Origin of the sequence: Allobosea sp. BH3 (genome assembly GCF_025499465.1) — a bacterium.
Classification (GTDB): Bacteria; Pseudomonadota; Alphaproteobacteria; order Rhizobiales; family Beijerinckiaceae; genus Allobosea.
This window is the reverse complement of record NZ_JAIMCA010000007.1, coordinates 106,372-127,588: the sequence shown is the minus strand read 5'-3', so window position 1 is coordinate 127,588 and position 21,217 is coordinate 106,372. Positions and strand designations below refer to the sequence as shown.

The window sequence follows — 21,217 nt, the reverse complement described above, 5'->3', positions numbered from 1 at the left end:
TCGGGGAAGAGCGTCATTGCCGGGCGGCCGAGCATGACAGCCTGACGCCTGCTACGCCGCGGCCTCGACCATGCAGGCCATCTTCTCGCCCGGCTGCAGCACCAGCATGTCGCGCGAGAACAGCTCGGCCAGCCAATCGACGAAGACCCGGACCTTGTTGCTCAGATGCCGGTTCGGCGGATAGACGATGTGCAGCGGCTTCGGCCCCGTGCACCAGTCCAGCAGGATCGGCACCAGGCGCCCCTCCGCAATCGGCGCGCGCGCCATGAAGGTCGGCAGTTGCACGACGCCGAGCCCCGCCAGCGCCGCTGCCAGATAGCCCATGCCGTCATTGACCGAGACGGTGTAGCGCCCGGTGACCTCAATCGCCTCGCTGTGGTTTTGGTAGAAGAAGGGCATGACGCGCCCGGTCTGTGCCGGCCGATAGGCGACGATATGGTGGCTCTCCTCCAGCTCGCGTGGATGGCGCGGCGTGCCGGCGCGTGCGAGATAGTCCGGCGTCGCGCATGAGATCAGCTGCATCTCCCCGACCCGCCGCGCGATCAGGCTTTGGTCGACGATCTCGCCGGCACGGATGGCGCAGTCGAGATTCTCGGCGAGCAAGTCGGCCGCGCGGTCGCTGAGCCCCAGATCGACCTGGATATCGGGATAGCGCGCATGGAACTCGTGCAGCGCCGGGATGATGACCGAAGTCGCCAGCGCCGAGCTGCAATCGACCTTGAGCCGCCCACTCGGCCGCGCCTGTGCGAGCGTCATCGAGGCGTCGAGCTCGTCCAGTTCCGAGAGCAGGCGCAGCGCCCGCTCGTAATAAGCGGCGCCGTCCATGGTCACCGTCACACGCCGCGTCGTGCGGTTGAGCAGGCGCGCGCGCAGATGCGTCTCGAGCTGCTGGATCAGCTTCGTCACCGTCGGCTTGGGCATTTCGAGCAGGTCGGCGGCGCGGGTGAAGGTGCCAGCCTCGACGACCCGCACGAAGGCCCGCATCGCTGTCAGCTGATCCATGGGAATGCCTCGTTCAAATGGAGATTGTTTCCATACAGGAATAATGAATAAGCAAACAGCCTATTTATTGCCGAATAACTCGCAATTATCTCATGCTGCAACGCAACAGCGGAGGCGAGCATGCCTTCCATCGCCACCGAGAGATTTCAGACCGTCCCATCCGTCTTCTGGCGGAAGGAGAGTCTGCTGGTGCAGGGCAGCCGCTTCGACGGCCGGCTCTATGCGCCGGCAGAGGTTCCGGACGCGGCTGGCCTCGTGCTGCATCTGCATGGCGGCCACTTCAACAGCGGCTCGCTGGCCGAGGGCGAAGCCGTCGCCACGGTCCTGGCCGATTCAGGCGCAGTCGTCTTCTCGCTCTCCTATCCGCTCGCCCCGGCCCATCCCTTTCCGCAGGCGCTCGACAGCATCTATGATGCGCTCGACGCTGTCGCCAGAGGGCGCGCGCGCTGGGCCACCCGCAAGGCGCCGCTCTACGTCGCGGGCGAGGAGGCCGGCGGCAATCTCGCGGCGGCGCTCGCCATGATGGCGCGGGATCGCGGCGGCCCGGCGCTGGCCGGCCAGATCCTGCTTTCGCCCATGCTCGATTCCTGCCTCGGCACCGCCTCGCTGCGCGCGGCCCATGCCGGACCTGTCGGCTGCCAATGGGCCGATGGCTGGGCGGATTATCTCGGCGAGCCCGAGCGAGCCGGCCATCCCTATGCCACGCCGCTCAACGCGGCCCGCCTGGCCGGCCTGCCGCCCGCCCTGCTGGTCAGCGCGCAGGATGACCCGATGCGGGACGAGGTCGCTCAATACGCCATGCTGCTGACAAAGGCCGGCGTCGCGGTGAAGCATATCGTCGAGAACGCTCCGACGCATTGGCCGCAGGCTTATGCCGAAGCGCCGCGCGAGAGTTCCTGCCTGTGTAGCGCGCGCGGCGCCATCGCAGATTTCTACGCCCGGACCGCACCGTCCTAGCGCCGTTCGGGCGACATTACTTTCCGAATTCCGACCCATTTCAAGCAAGGACCTAAACCCATGTTTCAGGGAACGAACCGCCGTGGCCTTCTGGCCGGCCTGACTGCCTCCGTCGCGCTTGCCGCCATCGCCGCCGTCACCCTTTCGGGGGGCCGGGCGCAGGGTGACACGGCACCCGCCGCCCCGCCCGCCATCCCCGTCTCCGTCGCCACCGTCGAGGCCCGCGAGATCGTGCCCTGGGCCGAATTCTCGGGCCGTCTGGAGGCGATCGAGCGCGTCGAGCTGCGCTCGCGCGTGGCCGGCGTGGTCGAGGCCGTCCATTTCCGCGAGGGCAATCTGGTCAAGCAGGGCGACCTGCTCGTCAGCATCGACCAGGCGCCCTACCTTGCCGAGCTGGAGCGCGTCGAGGCTCAGGTGCTCGCTGCGAAGGCCCGCGTCGCGCTTGCCGAAAGCGAGAACGAGCGTGGGCAGCAGCTCATCGCCAGCCGCAACCTCTCGCAGCGCGATCTCGACACCCGCGTCAACGGCTTGCGCGAGGCGCAGGCCAATCAGCGCGCCGCCGAGGCCGCCCGCCGCACGGCGCAGCTCAACCTCGACTACACCCAGATCCGCGCCCCGATCAGCGGCCGCATCGGCCGGCTCGACATCACCACCGGCAACCTGATCGCCGCCGGCGGGCAGGTGCTGACCACACTCCTCTCGGTCGATCCGATCTATGCCGCCTTCAATGCCGACGAGCGCAGCGTGCTCGATGCGCTGGCCTCGCTGCCGGTCGGGTCGCGCGCGCTGGAGCAGATACCGGTCCAGCTGACCACCGCGACCACTGATGCCGCGCGCTTCAGCGGCCGGCTGCACTTCGTCGACAACGGCATCGACGGCGCGAGCGGCACGGTGCGCGTCCGCGCCCTGCTCGATAATCCTGACGGCAGGCTGATGCCCGGCCAGTTCGTCCGCGTCCGGTTGGGCCAGGCGAAGGCCGAGCCCAGGCTCGTCATCAACGAACGCGCCGTCGGCACCGACCAGAGCAAGAAGTTCGTCTTCGTCGTCGGCGACGACAGCAAGGCGGCCTGGCGCGAGGTCTCGCTCGGCGCCGCCTATGATGGGCTACGCGTCGTCAATGCCGGGCTGAAGGCCGGCGAGCGCGTCGTCGTCAACGGCCTGCAACGCATCCGCCCCGGCGCCACCGTCGCGGCCGAGCCCGTGCCGATGGCCGAGAAGAGCGAACTCAAGAAGCCCGCGACCGAACTCGCACAACGCTGACAGTTCACGACCGGCCGCGGGCGCCGCAGAGCGGGCCCGCGGTTCGCGTCCGATAAGCCGCTCGAAAGGGGGCGCAACCCATGAACCTCTCCAAATTCTTCATCGACCGGCCGATCTTCGCGGCGGTCCTCTCCGTCCTGATCTTCCTCGCCGGCCTGCTCTCGATCCGGGCGCTGCCGATCTCGGAATATCCCGAGGTCGTGCCGCCCACCGTCGTCGTGCGCGCGCAGTATCCGGGCGCGAGCCCGCGCGTCATCGCAGAGACGGTGGCGACCCCGATCGAGGAACAGATCAACGGCGTCGAGGGCATGCTCTACATGTCCAGCCAGGCGACGACCGACGGCACCATGACGCTGAACGTCACCTTCCGGCTCGGCACCGACCCGGACAAGGCGCAGCAACTCGTGCAGAATCGCGTCGCCCAGGCCGAGCCGCGCCTGCCCGAGGAGGTGCGCCGCTTCGGCGTCACCACGATCAAGAGCTCGCCCGACCTGACGATGGTGGTTCACATCACCTCGCCGAACGGCCGCTACGATATGACTTATCTGCGCAATTACGCGGTGCTGAACGTCAAGGACCGGCTCGCGCGCATCGACGGCGTCGGGCAGGTGCAGCTCTTCGGCTCGGGCGACTATTCGCTGCGCATCTGGCTCGACCCGCAGAAGGTGGCCGAGCACGGCCTTTCGCCCGGCGACGTGGTGCGCGAGATCCGCGCCCAGAACGTCCAGGCCGCGGCCGGCGTCATCGGCGCCTCGCCAAACGCGCCCGGCCTCGACCTGCAGCTCTCGGTCAACGCGCAGGGACGCCTCCAGAGCGAGGAGCAGTTCGGCGAGATCATCGTCAAGACCGGCAACGATGGCGCGGTGGTGCGCCTGAGGGACCTCGCCCGCATCGAGCTCGGAGCGGCTGAATACTCGCTGCGCTCGCTGCTGAACGGCAAGTCGGCCGTCGCCGTCCCCGTCTTCCAGGCGCCCGGCTCCAACGCCATCGCCATTGCAGACCGCGTCCAGGAGACGATGCGCGAGATCAAGCAGAACATGCCGGAAGGCGTCGACTACTCGATCGTCTACGACACCACCCAGTTCGTGCGCGCCTCGATCAAGGCCGTGATCACGACGCTGCTGGAGGCGGTGGCGCTGGTCGTGCTGGTGGTCATCGTCTTCCTGCAGACATGGCGGGCCTCGATCATCCCGCTCATCGCCGTGCCGGTTTCCGTCGTGGGCACCTTCGCGGTGATGTATCTGATGGGCTTCTCGATCAACGCGCTGAGCCTGTTCGGGCTGGTGCTGGCTATCGGCATCGTCGTCGACGACGCCATCGTCGTGGTCGAGAATGTCGAGCGCAACATCGAGGCCGGGCTCGCCCCGCGTGAAGCCACCTACAAGGCGATGCGCGAGGTCTCAGGCCCCATCATCGCGATTGCGCTGGTGCTGGTCGCAGTCTTCGTGCCGCTGGCCTTCATCTCGGGCCTGACCGGGCAGTTCTACCGCCAGTTCGCGCTCACCATCGCGATCTCGACGGTGATCTCGGCGGTCAACTCGCTGACGCTCTCGCCCGCGCTCGCAGCGCTGCTGCTCAAGGGGCACCACGCCCCGAAGGATGCGCTGACACGCTTCATGGACCGCGCCTTCGGCTGGTTCTTCCGCGGCTTCAACCGCTTCTTCCATCGCTCCTCGGAGGCCTATGGCGGCGGCGTGAAGCGCGCGATCTCGCACCGCGCCGTGGTGCTCGCGCTCTATGTCGTGCTGCTGGGCATGACGGGCGTGCTGTTCAAGGCCGTGCCGAGCGGCTTCGTCCCGGGCCAGGACAAGCAGTATCTCGTCGGCTTCGCGCAGCTGCCGGACGCCGCGACCCTCGACCGCACGGAGGATGTCATCCGCCGCATGGACGAGATCGCGCTGAAGCATCCGGGCGTCGAGAACGCCATCTCCTTCCCCGGCCTCTCGATCAACGGCTTCACCAACTCCTCCAACGCCGGCATCGTCTTCGTGGGTCTCAAGCCCTTCGACCAGCGCAAGGACCCTGCCCTCTCCGGCAACGCCATCGCGATGCAGCTCAACAAGGAGTTCGCCGGCATCAAGGAGGCCTTCATCGCCATGTTCCCGCCCCCGCCCGTCCAGGGGCTCGGCACGATCGGCGGCTTCAAGCTGCAGATCGAGGATCGCGCGGGCCTGGGTTATGCCGCGCTCGACGAGGCGACCAAGGCCTTCATGGGCAAGGCCGCGCAGGCGCCGGAGATCGCCGGCATGTTCTCGAGCTTCCAGGTCAACGTCCCGCAGCTCTATGCCGATATCGACCGCACCAAGGCCCGCCAGCTCGGCGTGCCGGTGACCGAGGTGTTCGACACGCTGCAGACCTATCTCGGCTCGACCTATGTCAACGACTTCAACCGCTTCGGCCGCACCTACACGGTGCGCGTCCAGGCTGACGCACCCTTCCGCGCCCAGCCCGAGCATATCGGCCAGCTCAAGGTGCGCTCCAGCAGCGGCGAGATGATCCCGCTCAGCGCCGTGCTGAACGTGCGCACGGACTCCGGCCCGGAGCGGGCGATGCGCTATAACGGCTTCCTCGCCGCCGACATCAATGCCGGCGCGGCCCCGGGCTTCTCCTCGGGACAGGCGCAAGAGGCGGTGGAGCGCATCGCGGCCGAAACCCTGCCGAAGGGCTTCGCCTTCGAATGGACGGAGCTGACCTATCAGGAGATCCTCGCCGGCAATTCGGCGGTGATCGTCTTCCCGGTCGCCATCCTGCTCGTCTTCCTCGTGCTGGCGGCACAGTATGAGAGCCTGACCCTGCCCATCGCGATCCTGCTCATCATCCCGATGGGCCTGCTCGCGGCGCTGACCGGCGTCTGGCTCTCGGGCGGAGACAACAACGTCTTCACCCAGATCGGTCTGGTCGTCTTGGTGGGTCTATCGGCGAAGAACGCCATCCTGATCGTTGAATTCGCGCGCGAGCTCGAATTCGAGGGCAGGACGCCGGTCGAGGCCGCGATCGAGGCCAGCCGCCTGCGCCTGCGTCCGATCCTGATGACCTCGCTCGCCTTCGTGATGGGCGTGGTGCCGCTGGTGATCTCGACCGGGGCCGGCGCCGAGATGCGGCAGGCGATGGGCATCGCGGTCTTCGCCGGCATGATCGGCGTCACCGCCTTCGGCATCTTCCTGACGCCGGTCTTCTACGTGCTGATGCGCAAGCTGGCGGGCAACCGCCCGCTGACGCAGCACCGCACTGAGCAAGAAAGCGAGTTGAAGGCAGCCTGAGGTCGCTCCGAACCTAGGCGGCCGGCGTCTCCTCGTCCCTGTTGCGGACGAGGAAGATGCCGGCCGCCGCGCTCATCAGCGCAAGGCAGAACCAGGTCAGCGCATAGACCAGATGCGTGTTGCGGAAACCGGTCTGCGTCATCCCGCCCTGCGGCAGAGGGCCGGGCTCGGAAGCAACATCCGCATCGACGAAATAAGGCGCGACGCTGCTCACTCCACGCGCCTGCGCAATCGCCGCGACATCGCGCGAATACCAGCGCCCGGCCGCGGGATCGTTGGAGCGCAGGAAGCCGCCACCTGGCTCGCTCAGCCGCAGCAGCCCGACCACCCTCGCCTCCTCGCCCGCAACCTTGCGCCGTTCCTCCGCTCCACGCCTGTCATCCGGCACGAAGCCGCGATTGACCAGCACCGTGAAGCCAGCTTGCGTCCGCAGCGGCGCCAGCACCCAGAAGCCGGGTCCGCGTTCGGTCACCGCCAGCGTCAGCGTCTCGGGAATGTCGAGATAGCGGCCCTGCAAGGCGACGCGGCGATATTCGTAAGCCGCGGCATCGATCCGTGGCCATTCCACCGGCCCCGGCGCTGCCGCCGGCGGGGCGTGGATGCGGGCATCGACCCGGGCGATCAGGTCGAGTTTCCAGACCCGCCGCTGCATCTGCCAGACGCCGAGCCCCGCGCAGACCAAAGTCAGCAGACAGGCTCCGGCGACAAAGACGAGCCGCACGGCCTGAAGCCTTACATTTTGTGCACGTCCGGCATCATGTTGGTGTTGAGGTGGAACATCACCCACAGCGAGCCTGCGAGCACGATCACCACGATGATGATCGTGAAGATCAGTGCCATCATGTTCCAGCCTTGCTCCGCGCGGCTGTTCATATGGAGGAAATAGACCATATGGACGACGATCTGGACGGCCGCGAAGGCCATGATCACGATGGCCGTCAACGTCGAATTGCCGAGCACGTCGTTCATGACCAGCCAGAACGGGATCGCGGTGAGGATGACCGAGAGCAGGAAGCCGGTGACATAGCCGCGCAGGCTGCCATGCCCTTCGCCGCCGTGGTTGCCGTGCCCGTCATGGTGTTCGGCGTGGTTCTGGCTTCCGCTCATTTCAGCACGCCCATCAGGTAGACGAAGGTGAAGACGCCGATCCAGACGACGTCAAGGAAGTGCCAGAACAGGCTCAGGCACATCAGCCGGCGGCGATTGGCCGCGATCAGCCCGCGCTGCCGGACCTGCACCATCAGAACCACGAGCCAGATCAGGCCGAAGGTGACGTGCAGGCCGTGCGTGCCGACCAGCGCGAAGAACGACGACAGGAACGCGCTGCGCTGCGGCACCGCGCCTTCATGGATCAGATGGGAGAACTCGTAGAGCTCGATGCCGATGAAGGCGAGGCCGAAGAGGCCCGTCACCACGAGCCACCCCTGCAGCGCCGCCTGGCGGCCCTTCTCCATCGCCAGCATGGCGAAGCCGTAGGTGATCGAGGAGAACAGCAGCATGGCCGTGTTGACCGCGACCAGCCTGAGGTCGAAGAGATCCGCCCCCGACGGCCCCGCCGCATAGTTGCGGCCCAGCACCCCATATGTCGCGAAGAGAACCGCGAAGATGAGGCAGTCGCTCATCAGGTAGATCCAGAACCCGAGCATCGTCGAGTCGCCGGGATGATGCTCGGGCGCGCCCTCCATCAGGTGAAAGACCGGAACGTCGCCCTGCGGCGTGTGCGGCATCGTCGTCGCTTTGGCCATCGTCTTTCCTCAGGCCCCGGCCAGCGCCCGGCTGCGCGAATCTTCCTCGCGCACAACCGCTTCGGCCGGGATGTGAAAGTCGCGATCGTAGTTGAAGCTGTGGATGATCACGGCCGCCAGAATGCCGACGAAGCTCGCTGCCGCCAGCCACCAGATGTACCAGATCAGCGCAAAGCCGCAGAGGGTCGCCAGCGCCGCGATGATGACACCTGCGCCGGTGTTCTTCGGCATGTGGATCGGCCCGAAGCCGGAAAGCGGGCGCTCGTAGCCGCGCCTCTTCATGTCGTCCCAGCTGTCCAGGTCGTGGATGACGGGGGTGAAAGCGAAGTTGTAGGCCGGCGGCGGCGAGGAGGTCGACCACTCCAGCGTGCGTCCCTCCCACGGGTCGCCGGTCGTGTCGCGCAGTTGCTCGCGCCGCAGGATGCTGACCGCGATCTGGATGATGAAGCACAGGATGCCGAGCGCGATCAGCACCGCGCCGATCGCCGCGACCACGAACCAGATCTGCAGCGACGGGTCCTCGAAGCGGTTCAGGCGACGCGTCACGCCCATCAGCCCCAGCACATAGAGCGGCATGAAGGCGACGTAGAAGCCGATGACCCAGAACCAGAAGGAGAGCAGCCCCCAGAAGCGGTCGAGCTTGAAGCCGAAGGCCTTGGGGAACCAGTAGGCGATGGCAGCGAAGACGCCGAAGACGACGCCGCCGATAATGACGTTGTGGAAATGGGCGATCAGGAACAGGCTGTTGTGCAGCACGAAATCGGCTGGCGGCACCGCCAGCATGACGCCTGTCATGCCGCCGATGACGAAGGTCAGCATGAAGGCGACGAGCCACATCATCGGCAGCTCGAAGCGGATGCGGCCCCGATACATCGTGAACAGCCAGTTGAAGATCTTCGCCCCCGTCGGGATCGAGATGATCATCGTCGTGATGCCGAAGAAGGAATTCACGCTGGCGCCCGAGCCCATCGTGAAGAAATGATGCAGCCACACGAGATAGGACAGGATGGTGATGACCACGGTGGCGTAGACCATCGAGGCATAACCGAAGAGGCGCTTGCCGCAGAAGGTCGAGGCCACTTCCGAATAGACGCCGAAGATCGGCAGGATCAGGATGTAGACCTCCGGGTGCCCCCAGATCCAGATCAGGTTCACGTACATCATCGGGTTGCCGCCGAGATCGTTCGTGAAGAAGTTGGTGCCGACATAGCGGTCGAGCGTCAGCAGAGCGAGCGTCGCCGCCAGGATCGGGAAGGTCGCGACGATCAGCACGTTGGTGCACAGCGCCGTCCAGGTGAAGACGGGCATCTTCATCAGGTCCATGCCCGGCGCGCGCATCTTCACGATGGTCGCGATCAGGTTGACGCCGGACAGGGTCGTACCCACGCCCGCAACCTGCAGGGCCCATAGGTAGTAGTCCATGCCCACCCCGGGCGAGTACGCGGCTCCCGACAGCGGCGGATAGGCCAGCCACCCGACTTTGGCGAACTCCCCGATGAAGAGCGAGGCCATCACGAGGACGGCGCCGCCGACCGTCATCCAGAACGAGAAATTGTTGAGGAATGGGAATGCCACGTCGCGAGCGCCGATCTGCAGCGGCACGACATAGTTCATCAGTCCCGTGACGAAGGGCATCGCCACGAAGAAGATCATGATGACGCCATGGGCCGTGAAGATCTGGTCGTAATGGTGCGGCGGCAGATAGCCCTCGTTGGCGCCGAAGGCGATCGCCTGCTGGCCGCGCATCATCAGCGCGTCGGCGAAGCCACGCAGCAGCATGATCACGCCGAGGATCATGTACATGATCCCGATCTTCTTGTGGTCCACGCTGGTGAACCACTCGTGCCAGAGATAGCCCCAGAGCTTGAACCGGGTGACCACGGCGACCAGCGCGAGCCCGCCGAGGACGACGACCGCGAAGGTGCCGATCAGGATCGGCTCATGATAGGGGATCGCTTCGAGGGTGAAGCGCCCGAAAAGAAGCTTCCACCAGTCGGGATAGGAGGTCATGCTTCCCTCGATTGCTTGAGCCGGCAGACCGGCATCAGTTCGACCGGCGCGCGCCTGCCGTGCCGTAGACGTCGGACGGCGTGCAGGCGATCGCGAGCACGAACGGGCGCGGCGGCAGCGGTTGCCCGCCTCGCCGGACGGATTTGTCGTATTCGAGCGCGGCGACGGTCGCGATGCCTTCCTTGCCGCCGCCCCCGCGGGCGTCCATCGCCATCATGTCGCGCATGCAGAGCTTGGCCCGGTCGACACAGCGGTTGAGGATGGCCTCGAAGAGATCGGCCGGAACGTCGCGGAAATGGCGGACCGCCTCGCGCTCGCTCGGGCGTTCCAGCACGAGATAGTCCTCGCGCTGCAACGGGCCGCCATTGCGGCTCGCGGTCTGGACCCACTCGCCGAAGGCGTTGTCGTCGACGCCGCGGAAGCGGAAGCGCATGTCGGAGAATCCGGCGCCGCTGTAGTTGGCCGAGAAGCCCTCGAATTCGCCGGCATGGTTGATCACGGCGTGGAGCTTCGTCTGCATGCCCGGCATGGCGTAGATCTGGCCGGCCAGCGCCGGAATGAAGAGCGAATTCATCACCGCAGACGATGTGATGCGGAATTCGATCGGCTGATCGACGGGCGCCACGACCTCGTTGAGCGAGGCGATGCCCTGCCCCGGGTAGAGGAAGAGCCATTTCCAGTCGAGCGCCACCACCTGGATCACGAGCGGCTGCTTCGCCGGAGTCCTCTCGCCCATCTTGGCCGTCGCGACAGGCTTGCTGGCGCTGATCCGGTTAAGCGGACGATAGGGGTCGAGCAGATGCGTGCCCATCCAGGTCATCGCACCGAGGACCACGATGATCAGCAGCGGCACCGACCAGATCACCACCTCCAGCGGCAGCGAGTGGTTCCAGTCCGGATGATAGGTCGCCTTGGCCGAAGCGCGGTATCGCCAGGCGAAGAACACGGTCAGCGCCATCACCGGGATGATGACGATCAGCATCAGCGCGACGGAGGCGAGCATGAGGTTCCGCTGCTGCACCGCAACATCGCCGGACGGCGACAAAAGCACCATCTGGCAGCCACCAAGCACGGCAAAAAGCGGCAACAGCAGGAAAAAGCGCGGATTTCGCACGAGACTCAAGACCTCCCTAAGCCGGGAACTGCCGCTCTCTACGTCCGTTCTTTCGCAACGCACATAGGACAATCTGTCCCATTGTGGGGTTTGACGCCTCGCTTCTATCCACCGTATCCATTTACAGGACATGCGGGCAAGCCCGATCGCTCCTGCCTGCCGCCAGCTAGGAGCTCGGTCATGAGCGCGGACGCGTTGAGCCACCCATCAGGGCATCGGACCGATGATCATGGGCGGGATCACGTCACGCCGGCGGACATCGCGCTCGGGGTTATCATCGGCCGGACCTCCGAATATTTCGACTTCTTCGTCTTCGGCCTCGGCTGCGTCCTGGTCTTCCCCGAGCTGGTCTTCCCCTTCGTCGACAAGCTCACGGGAACGCTCTACGCCTTCGGTATCTTCGCGCTCGCCTTCGTGACGCGCCCGCTCGGCTCGGTGCTGTTCTTCGGCATTGACCGCCGCCACGGCCGCGCGACCAAGCTCACGGCAGCCCTGTTTCTGCTCGGCGGCTCCACCGCGGCAATCGCCTTCCTGCCCGGCTATGCGACGATCGGCATCTGGTCCGTGGTGATCCTGGCCGGCTTCCGCCTGTTGCAGGGCATCGCGCTTGGCGGCGCCTGGGACGGCCTGTCCTCGCTGCTCGCGCTCAACGCCCCGCCGAACCGGCGCGGCTGGTATGCGATGCTGCCGCAGCTCGGCGCACCGCTCGGATTCATCCTCGCCGCCGGGCTCTTCGCCTATTTCGAGGGCGCGCTCTCGAAGGAGGATTTCCTCGGCTGGGGCTGGCGCTATCCCTTCTTCGTCGCGCTGACGATCAACGTCGTGGCGCTCTTCGCGCGGCTGCGCATGGTCGCGACCCATGAATTCGCCGAGCTGATGGAAACGCGCGAGCTGGTGCCGGTCTCGGTCGCGGAGCTCATCCGCGCCCATGGCAGCACGCTGGTGCTGGGCGCCTTCGTGCCGCTGGCGAGCTTCGCGCTCTTCCACCTCGTCACCATCTTCCCGGTGAGCTGGATCAACCTCTTCACTGATCGTTCCGTCTCGGAGTTCCTGATGGTGCAGGCCGCCGGCGGCGTGGTCGGCGCGGGTGCGATCGTCACCTCGGGCCTGATCGCCGACCAGATCGGGCGCCGCGCCACGCTGATCCTGTCGGGCGCGATGATCGCCGGCTTCAGCCTTTCGAGCATCTTCGCACCGCTGCTCTTCGGCGATAGCCTCGCCGGCCAGACCATCTACGTCATCATCGGCTTCGGCCTGCTCGGCCTCTCCTACGGCCAGACGGCGGGCGCCGTCGCCTCGAGCTTCGGTGCGCAGTACCGCTATACCGGCGCGGCCCTGACCTCGGACCTCGCCTGGCTGCTCGGCGCCGGCTTCGCGCCGCTGGTGGCGCTGTTTGTATCCAGTGACTTCGGCCTCGCCTGGGTCGGCGTCTACCTGCTCTCGGGCGCGCTCTGCACGCTCGCGGCGCTGGCGATCGACCGCCGGATGCAGGGGCGTTACGGGTAGCGCGCGCCGCCATTGCGAGCGCAGCGAAGCAATCCAGGACGACGCAGAACTCTGCCGCCCCTGGATTGCTTCGCCGCTACGCTCCCCGCAATGACGACGTGTCAGCGCCCCTGCCAGACCGGCGGCCGCTTGCCCAAAAAGGCTTCCATGCCCTCGCGGAAATCGGCGCTGGTGTAGCAGAGCCTGACAAGGTCATCGCCATCGAGCCCCTCGGCCGCAGCGCCCGTCAGCCGGCGCATCGCCTCCTTGGTGGCGCGCATGGTCAGCGGCGCATGGCCGGCGATGGTCTTCGCCAGTTCGCCTGCCCGCGCCATCAGCGCCGCATGGTCCGGCAGCAATTCGCTGTAGAGCCCGATCCGCTGCCCCTCCTCCGCCTCGACCAGCCGCGCGGTCATGACGATGTCCTTGACCCGCGCCGGCCCGAGCAGGGCGTAGAGCCGGGCGTAATTCTCCATCGACAGGCAGTTGCCGAGCGTGCGCGCGATCGGGAAACCGAAGCGGGCCGTCACCGTCGCGATGCGGATGTCGCAGGCGAGCGCGATGCTCGCCCCACCGCCGGTGACCGCACCCGAGATCGCGGCCAGCGTCGGCACGGGGCAGCGCTCGATCGTGCCTATCACCGTCTCGATGCGCCCCTCATAGGCGAGCGCATCCTCGCCAGTCGAAAAGGAGCGGAACTGCGAAATGTCGGTGCCGGCGCCAAAAGCCTTCTCGCCCGCCCCGGTCATGACGATGACGCGCGGATCGCCATGCGCCGCCGGGTCGCGGCAGATTTCGGCAATGCGCTCATACATGGCGAAGGTCAGCGCATTGCGCGCCTGCGGCCGGTTGAGCGTGATCGTCGCGATCCCGCCCTCGACCGCATAGAGGATTTCGTCGTTCAAGCTGCGCTCCCGTTCGGTCATGCCGCAACCGGCGCCTCTCTCTCGGGCGCAGCGCAGCGGGAACCCGAGAATCTCGTCCAGGCGAGGCCCGGGTCAAGCCCAGCATGCAGCATACCGACGTCGCGCGAAACCCTCACGCCGCCGCCTTCACCTCCCGCGCCGCGCCGCGAACAGCCTCGAGCGTGGCGTCGACCACCCCGGCATCATGCTCGGACGAGACGAACCACGCGCCACGCTCCAGCGCACGCACGCCGCGCTTGAGCAGCGCATGGGCGAAGCGGACGTAAGTCGCCTTGTCCGCACGCGCCACGTCCCGGTAGTTCCGCGCCGGCTGGTCGAGCCCGAAGGCGACGTGGAACATCAGCGGGAAGCCCCCGACCTGCGCCTTGATGCCCTCCTCGGCCAGGATGGCGCGGATGCCGTCCTGCAGGCGCTGGCCGTTGACCGAGCTGCGCGCGTAATGCTCCGGCGTCAGCATGGTCTGCGTCGCGACCAGCGCCGCCATCACCATCGGCTGCGCATTGAAGGTGCCGCCATGCAGCACCCCGTCGGCGAAGAGATCGATGACGTCCGCCCGGCCGGCGATGGCCGCGACCGGGAAGCCGTTGGCGATGGCCTTCGCCATGATGCAGAGGTCCGGCGTCACGCCGAAGCGCTCCTGCGCCCCGCCGCGCGCGAGGCGGAAGCCGGTGATGACCTCGTCGAAGATCAGCAGCGCGCCGTGCTTGCGGCAGGCTGCGAGCGCGCCCTCCAGATAGCCCGGCGCCGGCGCGATGGCGCCCTGGTTGCACATCGCCGGCTCCATCAGCACGGCGGCGACATCGCCCTTGGCGAGCCGCGCCTCCAGCACCGCCAGATCGTTCCAGCCCAGGATCGAGAGCCCCTCGCCCGCCGCCGGATCCTGCCCCTTGGAGCCGATCACCGGCGTCGGCGCGTCCTCGGGCCCGGCCGCGTTGAGGCCCGGGGCCGTCGACCACAGGATGTTGTCGAACCAGCCGTGATAATGCCCCTCGAACTTCACGATGCTGTTCCGGCCGGTGAAGGCCCGCGCCAGCCGCATCGCGGCCTGCGCCACCTCCGAGCCGGACGATCCGAAGCGCAGGCGCTCGGCGCAGGGAATACGCTCGCAGATCAGCTTCGCCGCCTCGTATTCGATCGGCGCCTGGCCGGCGTAGAGGATGCCCTTCTCGCTCTGCTTGCGCACCGCCTCCAGTACAGGGCCGGGCGTGTGTCCGAGCACGGTGGCGCCCATGGCGCAGTAATAGTCGATCAGCCTGTTGCCGTCGGCGTCATGGAGATAGGGGCCCTCGCCACGCTCGAAGACGAGCGGCCCACCCGCCATGCCGAGCCGGAAATTGCTATTCGCGCCGCCCGCGATGTAGCGCGCATTCTCGGCGATCTGCCGGGCCGATTCCGCGAAGCTGAGCTCGGTGCCATTCGTTGCCACTGGCGTCTCTCCCCTGCTGTCCTTCGCTGCTTTCCTACGACCTCACCAGAGCGTCCGGACCGTGTAAAGGAACACTCGTTTCGCCTTGCGGAATTTGTTTCAGGCGGCTATTCGGCCCGCAGACAGGCCAGGAAGGGCGCAGCCGCCATGGCGAAGAAGCCGGACAATCCCTACGTCGTGCAGCCGGTGATGAAGGCGCTGAAGGTGCTGGAGCTCGTCGCCCGCCACAGCCACGAGATCGCGCTCACCGCCGTCAGCAAGGAACTGAAGATCCCGAAGACGACGACCTTCCGCTATCTGCAGACGCTGACGGCCGCCGGCTTCCTCGACCACAACCGCGCGACCGACCGCTACAATCTCGGCCCGCAATTGCGCTCCATCGCGCGCGCGGATGCCAGCGTCAGCAAGGTCCGCGAACTGGCCCGGCCGGCGATGATCGGGCTGATGCAGGAGTTCAACGAGACCGTGAACCTCGCCGTGAAGGGCAACGGCACGATCGTCTATATCGACCTCGTCGAGGCCAACCGCTCGCTCAGGATGCAGGCGCGCATCGGCGACAGCCACCCGATGCACTCGACCGCGCTCGGCAAGGCGATCCTCGCCTTCCTGCCCGACGCCGAACGCCAGCACCAGCTCGACCTGCCGCTGACCGAGCGCACGGGCCGAACCCTGCTGGAACGCGAGGAGATCGAGCGGCAGCTCAGGCAGGTGGCGCGCTCCGGCTACGCCACCGAGATGGGAGAGAACGAGGACGGCGCCATGTGCGTCGGCGTGCCGATCCTCGACGCGGACGGCTACCCTGTCGCGGCACTGTCCATCTCCGCGCCGCTGATGCGGATGCCGCATTCTCTGGCGGCCAAGGCGGGCGTGAGACTGCGAGAGGTCGCGGCCGGCATCTCGGCCACGCTCGGCTCGCACCCGCCGGGCTGACGCTCCGCTCATCGGTATTCGATCCGCGGATCGATCCAGGCATAGAGCAGGTCGACGCCGAGGTTGATCAGCATATAGGCCACCAGGATGATCAGGATGCAGCCCTGGATCAGCGGGTAGTCGCGCGTGCTGATGGCCTGGATGAGCAGGCGCCCGATGCCCGGATAGGTGAAGACGGCTTCCGTCACCACCGCCCCGCCGATGAAGTTCGCCATCATCAGCCCAACGATGGTCACGAAGGGCAGCAGCGCGTTGCGCATGATGTGCAGGCCGACGATGCGCCTCTCCGGCACGCCCTTGGCGCGGGCGGTGCGGACATAGTCCGCCCGCTGCTCCCCGATCAGCGAAGCGCGCAGAAAGCGGGCGAGGATGCCGGAGACATAGGTGCCGAGCGTGAGCGCCGGCAGCACGAGGCTGCGCAGCGCCTCGACGGGTGACTCCCAGAACGGCACATGGCGCGAGGCCGAAGGCAGCCAGCGCAGCTCCACCGCGAAGAGCAGGATCAGCAGGATGCCGAGCCAGAAGGTCGGCACGCCGAGCGCCAGCGCGCTCCAGCCGCTCAGAACCCGGTCGAGCCAGGAGTTCGGCTTCACAGCGCTGGCGATGGCGACGGGAACGCCCAGCACCAGCGCCACGACGATGGCGGCGAGCGCGAGCTGCAATGTCGCCGGGAGCCGCTCGCCGATCAGTTGCAGCACCGGCTGGCGGCTATGCAGTGAAAGCCCGAAATCGCCGGTGAGCGCGCGGCCGAGCCAGTCGAGATATTGCACCACCATCGGCCGATCGAGCCCGTAGCGCTGGATCGCGGCGGCGATCTCCTCCTGCGAGGCGTTCTCGCCGACGATGACCGCAACCGGCCCGCCCGGCACGGCATAGATCATCGCGAAGATCGCGAAGGAGGCCAGCAGCAGAACGGGCAGCATCTGGACAAGGCGGCGCAGGATATAGCCCGTCATCGGCCGCCCCCGGCCGTCTCGCGGACGCCGTCGGTCTCGTCGCGGTCGATGATCGCCGTCAGCGCCCGGCCGATCGTGTCGAAGGACAGGATCGTCAGCGTCAGCACAAGCCCGGGCAGCACGGCATAGCTCGGCGCCTCGTAGAGATAGGATTTGCCGGTGCGCAGCATCTCGCCCCAGCTCGGCGTCGGCGGCGGCACTCCGACCCCGAGGAAGGCCAGCGCCGCTTCCAGCAGGATCGCGATCGAGGCGAGCACGATCGCCTGAACCACCAATGGACTCAGGGCGTTGGGCAGGATCGTGCGGAACATGATGTAGGCTGGCCCGCCGCCGAAGCCGCGCACCGCCATGACGAAATCGAGTTGCCGCAGCGCCATGACCTGCGCCCGCGCGATGCGGGCGAAGCCCGGGATGCCGGCGACGCCGACCGCGACCAGCGCCGCGCCCTGGCTGCGGCCGAGCACCGCGATCAGCGCCATGGCGAACAGGATGTTCGGCAGCGCCAGCAGCACGTCGATGCAGCGCATCAGGATGGAATCGCGCCAATCTCCGTAGAAACCGGCGACGAGCCCGACCGGCACGCCGATCAGCGCCGCGATGACGACCGCGCCGAAGGCGGTCACCAGCGAGGTTCGCGCGCCATAGATCACACGCGCAAGAATGTCCCGGCCGAGTTCGTCCGTGCCGAACCAGGCGTCCGGAGACGGGGGCTTCAGCGATTCCGCGATGTTCTGCCGCAACGGATCGAGCGGCATGAGGCCGGCGAACAGCGCCGCCAGCCCCACCACCGTCAGGAAGGCGAGGCTGAGCGCCGCGCCGCGCCGGGCCAGAAGCCGGCGCAGCAGGCGCCCTGCCGCAGCAAGCCCCGTCACTTGAACCCGATGGTCCGCGCGACGAGCAGGTTGTCAATGTCGAGCGTGATCCCGCCGATCTTGTCCGAGGCCACGATCAGTCCGACGTCGTAGGAGTTGGTCGGGACGCCGAAGGCCTCCTCCACCATGACCTTGTTGAGGTTGTCATAGGACGCCTTGACCTCGGCCGCGCTGCCGGTCGCCGCATCGACCTTCGCAATGGCTGCGACATAGTCCGGATGCGGATGCGGGTCCTTCAGGACTGGATTGCCGGAGGTCCGGTAGATCGAGTTCGTGGCGACCCGCGACGGGAATTTCTGAACATTGCCGACTGCGCCGAATGTCGCAGCGAAATCGCCGCCGAGCAGCGCGGTGACGTATTCCGCGCCCTGCCGCATGTCGAGTTCGACGGGGATGCCGGCCTTCTGCAGCGAGCCCTGCACGATCTGGCTGATCGAGACGGAAGCCTCGTCGCTGCCGTTCACCAGGAGCTTCCAGCCTTTCATCTCGTCGGCCGAGAGGCCGGAGGCGGCGATGAGCTTCTTCGCCTTCTCGATGTCGTAGCCATAGGTCTTGGTATAGGCGGCGTCGAAGGCCGGGCTTGCCGGCGCCCAGGGCAGCGCCACCTCTTGCCCCATCCCGGCATAGCCGACGCGCAGGATGCTGGCGCGGTCCATCAGATGGTTGAAGGCCTGCCGGAAGGACTTATTGCGGAAGGGTCCGCGGGTCGAGTTGATGCGGAAGACCTGCACCAGCGGTCCCGGCCCGGCAAAGACCTGATAGCCGCCGTTCTTGAGCCGGACCGCGCTGCGCGAGGAGCCGCCATAGACGATGTCGACTGCTCCGGATTCGAGCGCGGCGGTCGCGGCCGCATCCTCGGTGAAGACGGTGAAGACGAGGTCCTGCATCACCGGCTGGTTCGGCCGCCAGTATTTCGGATTGGCCTTGAGCCGCAGCCCCTGCCCGACCGCCCGGCTGACCAGCGTATAGGGCCCGGTGCCGGCCGGCACCGTCTCGACCATGTCGATGCCCTTCGGATCGATCGGCAGCAGGAACTGCAGCAGGTCGAGGATCTGCCGCTCCGGCACCGGCGCCTTGAAGTTGATGACGACGGTGCGGTCGTCCGGCGCCGACCAGTCCTTCACGATCGACATCGTCGGAAAGACGTTCTTGCCGCGCTTGGGATCGGCGCCTTTCTGCAGCGTCGCCAGCACGGAATCCGCCTTGAACGGGGTGCCGCTGTGGAAGGTGACGCCGTCGCGTAGCGTGAGGCTAACCGAGGTCTTGTCCGGCGAAATCGTCCAAGCCGTCGCCAGGCTCGGTTCCGGCTTACCCTCCGGGGTATACTCGATCAGGCTGTCATAGAGGTTCTTGATGACGTGGAAGTTCACCGTCGAGAGCTGCTGCGGATCATAGTTCGCAAGCTCCGACAGCACGGCCACCCGGAGCGTGCCGCCCTTGAGCTGCTGGGCGCCCGCGGGCAGCCCTCCCACCAGCGACAGGGCGCCGCCCAAAGCCAGGCCGGTCATGCAGAATTGACGTCGCGACAGCTTTGTCATCGCTTTCCCCTCTCTGTTTGTAGAATTCGATTTCAGCCCTTCCCCGCTCCCGGCTGGGACGAATGCGCCCGCCAGTCGCTTATTGTCTCCAACGGGTAGACCGGCCGTGGAATCCGCTGCCAGGGCAGCGTGAACACGTCGGACTGCCCAGGCCCGCGCGTATCTGCGCGGACGAGCCCGGAGGCGATCTCGTCGAAATACTGGAAGTTCGAGGCCGTCTTGAGCACGGCCATCTTGTAGTCCGTGGGCTTGACGCCAAAGGCTTCGTAGACGCCCGGCACATTGCCCGCGACGCCGCGCAGCTCCGAGATCAGCAGCGTCACTGGCCCGATATCGAAGACCGCGACGCGGCCCATATCGACCTCCGGCTGGTGATTGAAATTCAGCGCGACGGCTCCGCTCCCGAGCTTGCGCACGGTGCCGGTCACCGTCAGCGGCTTGAAGAAGGCCGGCGCGGCGTCGCCACCAAGCGGCAGCGTGACTTCCGCGCCCTCGCCGGCTGCGGTCAGCGTCGCGACCGCCTCAGCCGAGATCAGCGGCATCAGCGCGCGGCCCTTGATGCCGAGCCGCAGCATCGCCTCCAGCAGCACATTGCTGTCCCCCGCCGCGCCGCCGAAAACCGTGTCGCCGGTGTCGCTCAGCACGACGACGCCACGTGCGAAGGCGTCCGCCTCCAGCACCGCCTCATCGACCGTCACGGCGGCCCGCACCTGGAAATCGTCCCTCATCGACCAGGCGAGATCGGCAAGTTCATCGGCCAGCGTCTCGGCCAGCGACTGGTCGCCATCCGTGACCACGATGGTCGACCAGCCGCCTTCGGCGACATCGAGCCAGGGCTGCATCGGATAGTTCGAGGCCTGCAGCACGCGGCTGTCCGCCTCGATGGCGCGAGCCTGGTCGAACCAGGTCTTCATCGGGCCTTTGGAGGTCAGGAACTGCTCCTGATGTGACAGGAGAGGAATCTTGCGCCAGGCCATGACCGGATTCAGTTTTCCGGTCAGGATGCGCAGCAGAACCTCGGTGCCGATCTTGCCGGTGTCGAAGACGTCATGCGGCTGGGTGCGATGCCCGACGATGGCCGTGCAATTGTCGATGATCTTCTGGGTGATGTTGGCGTGGTGATCGAGCCCGAGCAGGATCGGCACATCCGGCCCGAGGATTCTGCGACAGAGTTCCGCCTGCTCGCCCTCGACATCGTCGATGCCCTCCGCAGCGCAGGCGCCGTGCAGATGCAGCACCAGCGCATCGATCGGCCCGGCAGTTTCCAGCCCCGCCCGGATCTTCGCCTGGAAGAAGTCGAAGGCCTCCCGCGAGATGCGCCCGCCCGCCACGCTCCAGGCCCGGATGATCGGCACCGTCTCGATAGCGAGGCCGGATTCGCGAACCGCCGCGTAGTGCCCGCCGATCTGCCCGATCTCACCGAATTGGCTGGCGATCTCCTCCCCCTCGACGAGGCCGAATGCCTCGAAGTCGGCGAGCGTCGTTAGCACCGGATTGAAGTCGTTCGTCTCCTGAACAATGTGGATCAAGGCAAGACGCACATCGACCTCCTAGGCATCGGACCGAAAAGTGGGATCCACTTTTCGGAAGGATCCGATGCTGAACAAAGAGCTAGATCGCCACTTTGCGTCCGGTAGGACGCGGCGATCTAGGCACGGCGGCAACGTCAAAAGCGTAGTTGCCGCAGGCATTTCGCGTCAAGGATCGCATGTTCCATGAGAAGGAACATCCCGTTC

17 protein-coding genes are annotated in these 21,217 nt (G+C 66.7%); 5 read left to right on the top strand and 12 right to left on the bottom strand.

Annotated elements, in window-relative coordinates; translation table 11 throughout:
- Positions 1 to 51: 51 nt before the first annotated feature.
- Positions 52 to 1,002: a LysR family transcriptional regulator gene (locus tag BoBH3_RS23030; RefSeq protein ID WP_262333198.1), complete on the bottom strand. Its 951-nt coding sequence runs from the start codon at positions 1,000 to 1,002 to the stop codon at positions 52 to 54.
- Positions 1,003 to 1,122: 120 nt separating this feature from the next.
- Here BoBH3_RS23030 and BoBH3_RS23025 point away from each other — a divergent pair, with 120 nt between their 5' ends.
- From BoBH3_RS23025 to BoBH3_RS23015, 3 genes are all read left to right on the top strand, one after another.
- On the top strand, positions 1,123 to 1,959 hold the full coding sequence (locus BoBH3_RS23025) for an alpha/beta hydrolase (protein WP_262333197.1): 837 nt from the start codon (positions 1,123 to 1,125) through the stop codon (positions 1,957 to 1,959).
- Between the two features lie 60 nt (positions 1,960 to 2,019).
- A complete protein-coding gene (locus tag BoBH3_RS23020) occupies positions 2,020 to 3,219 on the top strand; it encodes an efflux RND transporter periplasmic adaptor subunit (RefSeq protein WP_262333196.1) in 1,200 nt (399 codons plus the stop codon).
- A gap of 80 nt (positions 3,220 to 3,299) precedes the next feature.
- A complete protein-coding gene (locus BoBH3_RS23015) occupies positions 3,300 to 6,479 on the top strand; it encodes an efflux RND transporter permease subunit (RefSeq protein WP_262333195.1) in 3,180 nt (1,059 codons plus the stop codon).
- A 13-nt stretch (positions 6,480 to 6,492) separates the two neighbouring features.
- Here the strand turns inward: BoBH3_RS23015 and BoBH3_RS23010 are convergent, their stop codons facing one another.
- From BoBH3_RS23010 to cyoA, 5 genes are read right to left on the bottom strand one after another with little or no spacing between them, the layout of a single operon-like run.
- Positions 6,493 to 7,200, bottom strand: coding sequence for an SURF1 family protein (locus tag BoBH3_RS23010; RefSeq protein ID WP_262333194.1), 708 nt, complete (start codon positions 7,198 to 7,200; stop codon positions 6,493 to 6,495).
- A gap of 11 nt (positions 7,201 to 7,211) precedes the next feature.
- Complete coding sequence (gene cyoD / locus BoBH3_RS23005) at positions 7,212 to 7,586, bottom strand: cytochrome o ubiquinol oxidase subunit IV (RefSeq protein WP_262333193.1); 375 nt, start codon at positions 7,584 to 7,586, stop codon at positions 7,212 to 7,214.
- Complete coding sequence (gene cyoC / locus BoBH3_RS23000) at positions 7,583 to 8,224, bottom strand: cytochrome o ubiquinol oxidase subunit III (RefSeq protein ID WP_410050638.1); 642 nt, start codon at positions 8,222 to 8,224, stop codon at positions 7,583 to 7,585. The genes cyoD and cyoC overlap by 4 nt, the downstream gene beginning before the upstream one ends.
- A 9-nt stretch (positions 8,225 to 8,233) precedes the next feature.
- Positions 8,234 to 10,234 (bottom strand): cytochrome o ubiquinol oxidase subunit I, encoded by a 2,001-nt coding sequence (gene cyoB, locus BoBH3_RS22995; protein WP_262333192.1) that lies wholly within the window; start codon positions 10,232 to 10,234, stop codon positions 8,234 to 8,236.
- 34 nt (positions 10,235 to 10,268) lie between these two features.
- Positions 10,269 to 11,348, bottom strand: a complete 1,080-nt coding sequence (gene cyoA / locus BoBH3_RS22990) for a ubiquinol oxidase subunit II (protein WP_262333273.1) — start codon at positions 11,346 to 11,348, stop codon at positions 10,269 to 10,271.
- Between the two features lie 180 nt (positions 11,349 to 11,528).
- Between cyoA and BoBH3_RS22985 the strand changes: the two genes are divergently transcribed.
- Positions 11,529 to 12,854 (top strand): MFS transporter, encoded by a 1,326-nt coding sequence (locus tag BoBH3_RS22985; RefSeq protein WP_262333191.1) that lies wholly within the window; start codon positions 11,529 to 11,531, stop codon positions 12,852 to 12,854.
- Positions 12,855 to 12,955: 101 nt separating this feature from the next.
- Here BoBH3_RS22985 and BoBH3_RS22980 read toward each other — a convergent pair whose 3' ends face one another.
- Positions 12,956 to 13,759 (bottom strand): enoyl-CoA hydratase/isomerase family protein, encoded by an 804-nt coding sequence (locus BoBH3_RS22980; protein WP_262333190.1) that lies wholly within the window; start codon positions 13,757 to 13,759, stop codon positions 12,956 to 12,958.
- Positions 13,760 to 13,871: 112 nt separating this feature from the next.
- Entirely contained in the window at positions 13,872 to 15,185 is a 1,314-nt protein-coding gene (locus BoBH3_RS22975) for an aspartate aminotransferase family protein (protein WP_262333189.1), read from the bottom strand.
- Positions 15,186 to 15,332: 147 nt separating this feature from the next.
- On the opposite strand from BoBH3_RS22975, the gene BoBH3_RS22970 reads away from it, so the two are divergent.
- A complete protein-coding gene (locus BoBH3_RS22970; RefSeq protein ID WP_262333188.1) occupies positions 15,333 to 16,115 on the top strand; it encodes an IclR family transcriptional regulator in 783 nt (260 codons plus the stop codon).
- Between the two features lie 8 nt (positions 16,116 to 16,123).
- On the opposite strand, the gene BoBH3_RS22965 is transcribed toward BoBH3_RS22970, so the two are convergent.
- The 4 genes from BoBH3_RS22965 to BoBH3_RS22950 are packed head-to-tail and all read right to left on the bottom strand — an operon-like array spanning position 16,124 to position 21,022.
- Complete coding sequence (locus BoBH3_RS22965) at positions 16,124 to 17,071, bottom strand: ABC transporter permease (protein WP_262333187.1); 948 nt, start codon at positions 17,069 to 17,071, stop codon at positions 16,124 to 16,126.
- Complete coding sequence (locus BoBH3_RS22960; RefSeq protein ID WP_262333186.1) at positions 17,068 to 17,943, bottom strand: ABC transporter permease; 876 nt, start codon at positions 17,941 to 17,943, stop codon at positions 17,068 to 17,070. Before BoBH3_RS22960 ends, BoBH3_RS22965 begins: the two co-directional genes overlap by 4 nt.
- A complete protein-coding gene (locus tag BoBH3_RS22955; RefSeq protein WP_262333185.1) occupies positions 17,940 to 19,481 on the bottom strand; it encodes an ABC transporter substrate-binding protein in 1,542 nt (513 codons plus the stop codon). The genes BoBH3_RS22960 and BoBH3_RS22955 overlap by 4 nt, the downstream gene beginning before the upstream one ends.
- 32 nt (positions 19,482 to 19,513) lie before the next feature.
- Positions 19,514 to 21,022 carry a M81 family metallopeptidase gene (locus BoBH3_RS22950; protein ID WP_262333184.1) on the bottom strand — a complete coding sequence of 503 codons (1,509 nt, stop codon included), beginning with the start codon at positions 21,020 to 21,022 and terminating at the stop codon, positions 19,514 to 19,516.
- Positions 21,023 to 21,217: the final 195 nt, after the last annotated feature.

Bases quoted from the DNA above. Each gene is read 5' to 3' on its own strand.
- BoBH3_RS23030 (WP_262333198.1), bottom strand. From the start codon at position 1,002: ATGGATCAGCTGACAGCGATGCGGGCCTTCGTGCGGGTCGTCGAGGCT.
- BoBH3_RS23025 (WP_262333197.1), top strand. From the start codon at position 1,123: ATGCCTTCCATCGCCACCGAGAGATTTCAGACCGTCCCATCCGTCTTC.
- BoBH3_RS23020 (WP_262333196.1), top strand. From the start codon at position 2,020: ATGTTTCAGGGAACGAACCGCCGTGGCCTTCTGGCCGGCCTGACTGCC.
- BoBH3_RS23015 (WP_262333195.1), top strand. From the start codon at position 3,300: ATGAACCTCTCCAAATTCTTCATCGACCGGCCGATCTTCGCGGCGGTC.
- cyoD (WP_262333193.1), bottom strand. From the start codon at position 7,586: ATGAGCGGAAGCCAGAACCACGCCGAACACCATGACGGGCACGGCAAC.
- cyoC (WP_410050638.1), bottom strand. From the start codon at position 8,224: ATGGCCAAAGCGACGACGATGCCGCACACGCCGCAGGGCGACGTTCCG.
- cyoB (WP_262333192.1), bottom strand. From the start codon at position 10,234: ATGACCTCCTATCCCGACTGGTGGAAGCTTCTTTTCGGGCGCTTCACC.
- BoBH3_RS22985 (WP_262333191.1), top strand. From the start codon at position 11,529: ATGAGCGCGGACGCGTTGAGCCACCCATCAGGGCATCGGACCGATGAT.
- BoBH3_RS22980 (WP_262333190.1), bottom strand. From the start codon at position 13,759: ATGACCGAACGGGAGCGCAGCTTGAACGACGAAATCCTCTATGCGGTC.
- BoBH3_RS22970 (WP_262333188.1), top strand. From the start codon at position 15,333: ATGGCGAAGAAGCCGGACAATCCCTACGTCGTGCAGCCGGTGATGAAG.
- BoBH3_RS22965 (WP_262333187.1), bottom strand. From the start codon at position 17,071: ATGACGGGCTATATCCTGCGCCGCCTTGTCCAGATGCTGCCCGTTCTG.
- BoBH3_RS22955 (WP_262333185.1), bottom strand. From the start codon at position 19,481: ATGACAAAGCTGTCGCGACGTCAATTCTGCATGACCGGCCTGGCTTTG.